The following is a 2,329-nucleotide window of genomic DNA, read 5'->3' as shown; positions in this document are numbered from 1 at the left end:
GCCTAGTACTTTTGGAATGGAAATACTTTCCAACACCAAAAATTCTAGACCCAAAATTATTCTGAATATTTCTTATTGTATGCCTCAACCAATTTTTTGCCTAATTCTTCTTGGTCCATAAAACCAAATCCTAACACCGTTTTACCCTCTTCAATCGCGGTGACACCTTCTTGAATAGAACGCATACCGTGTCGTTCCGGATAACCATACTTTGTATTAGCAGTAATCGCACCAGCACCACCACTGCCGCAAAAAGAGATGCCTAGATCTCCCTTCTTTTCTTGCATAACATCACCTAAACGCATATCAGCCCCCATTCCGGGTACAACAATTGCCTCACCGCCGGCTGCTTCAACACCGCGAGCAACATTTTGTCCTTTACCCATACGATCTGCAATAATTACTTTAACCATTATTAATTCCTCCTATTATCATTATGCTTTTTGTTTAGCTGCTTCAAAATGAATCGACAAAACATATTTTTCTGATTCCGCTAAATCACCGATTTTATTAGTCACCTTTTCAGCAATTTCCATCGCAGATCGCGACACTTGATCAAATAACTTAGGATCTACCGCAGTTAATTGTTGATGTTCGTTTGAACGCGTGACCATTTCGCTAAGATGATTAGCCAACACTAATAACTGTGTGTGGGTTGGCCTCAATTGCTTTTTTTTCATCTCTATTAACGTAAAATTAAAGACTTGTTTTGTTCTACTAGGATATTTAGCATCTGCAATCATTTTTTTTATATCTGGACTTGCCATGATGTCATCATTAGTCATCCATTCCCCTCCTCACACTAAGAAAAATTTAGGTACTCTATAATTGCAACTAATTCAGAATCGTTAATCTCCAATCCATTATTGAGATAAACCTGCTTAATTGGTTCAATAAATTTAATAAAAGCGTGATTAATATCAGTAACTTGTTGATATTGTTGATCATAATAAATACGGTGAACAGACATTAGGATGTGTAGTAAAAGGGCATCTTGATATTTACTGTTAATCACATGACCCATGATTGCCTTCACTTGCTCATAAACTGTAAAGCCCTTAATAATTAGGTCCCGGCTCACAGTTTCTTCTCTTTTATTAGTTGTTGCTAATGTTTGATTATTAGGTGTTAACAGTTCTTCTGGAATTTCTTTTAAATCCGCTATCTTTTGTTTGATTTTTGAAATATCCTGGTTTGAAGGAACCGGATTAACTTCAATAACTGGCACAGTCACCTCTTTTAGTGGAAAAATACTGATCACTAAATCGGGTTGGAGTCGTTTAATTTCTTTTTTAGCATTCACAAAAGAAGCAAAACCGGCAATTTCAACGCCCGATAGTGATGCTTCAACTTTTTGTTGAATCAAATTCGTTACCCCTAAGCCAGTAGAACAAATATAAACGATTCTAATATTATGGTTGCGATTAACATACTTCTCTAACGAAACTAAAAAATGTAACGCAATAAAAGTGATAAACGAATCATTAACAACTGCCGGATTAGCTGAAATTTCTTTCTTTGTTACTTGATAAATCGCATGAAAGAGTCTGGGATATTTTTGCTTTACATCAGCAACAAAGGGATTATATTCATTAGTAAATTTATACTGACTGGTTAACTTCATCATTAAATGTGAAAATAAATTTGTTCGTAATTGATTATCTTTTTGATAAGGATGCCCAGTTGAAGTGCTAACAAAATTTAATATTTTTTCAGTTAGCACCACAATGTTTTGGTCTTTAAGATTCGCATTAGGCCCATTAGCAATATAAGCATATTCATCCTGCAGTAATGAAAAATCATAGCAATTAAATACTTGCTGAAAAAGTTGATACGGTAACTGATTCTTTTCACTTTCCTTGATGGAAACTGGACAGTAACTATTGATCGGTCGGTTAATACTGAGCCGTGCAACTGCAATCCCTAATCGAATCGCAATCGTTAAAATATCGTTATAGTCCAACGATGTCGCAGTTAGTATTTTTAATTGCTTAACAATTTTAAATATGCGTTGATAAATCGCATCTAATTCATCAGAAATACCGAATTTGACTTCAAGTGGTTTAACTGAAAATAAATCTATAATTGTTGCTAAATCATAATGATTAACTGTAGATTGAACAATCTCTTCCAAAACTGATCTAATATTAGCCTCTAAACCAGTAATGGTATAGCCATAATAATTTTTCCTTATCAATTTAACATGGTACCGATTTAATTGACGTTCAACAGTATTTAAATCGGACACCACAGTTGTTTTACTAACATATAATTTATGGAAGTTTGTCAAATGGTGTTGAAGGATAGTTTCTATCCTTTGGAGATCTCC

General features: G+C 34.3%; 3 protein-coding genes. All 3 read right to left on the bottom strand.

Going from position 1 to position 2,329, the window contains the following annotated elements:
* Nucleotides 1–56: 56 nt before the first annotated feature.
* On the bottom strand, nucleotides 57–413 hold the full coding sequence (locus tag FC24_RS02030) for an SFCGS family glycine-rich protein (RefSeq protein ID WP_057873209.1): 357 nt from the start codon (nucleotides 411–413) through the stop codon (nucleotides 57–59).
* Nucleotides 414–434: 21 nt separating this feature from the next.
* On the bottom strand, nucleotides 435–785 hold the full coding sequence (locus tag FC24_RS02025; protein WP_057873208.1) for a PRD domain-containing protein: 351 nt from the start codon (nucleotides 783–785) through the stop codon (nucleotides 435–437).
* Between the two features lie 17 nt (nucleotides 786–802).
* On the bottom strand, nucleotides 803–2,329 hold a 1,527-nt coding region (locus tag FC24_RS02020), incomplete at its 5' end, for a BglG family transcription antiterminator (protein WP_157059067.1).

The organism is Loigolactobacillus rennini DSM 20253 (assembly GCF_001436505.1).
Classification (GTDB): domain Bacteria; phylum Bacillota; class Bacilli; order Lactobacillales; family Lactobacillaceae; genus Loigolactobacillus; species Loigolactobacillus rennini.
The sequence above is the reverse complement of the archived record's forward strand: the minus strand, read 5'-3'. Positions and strand labels throughout refer to the sequence as shown.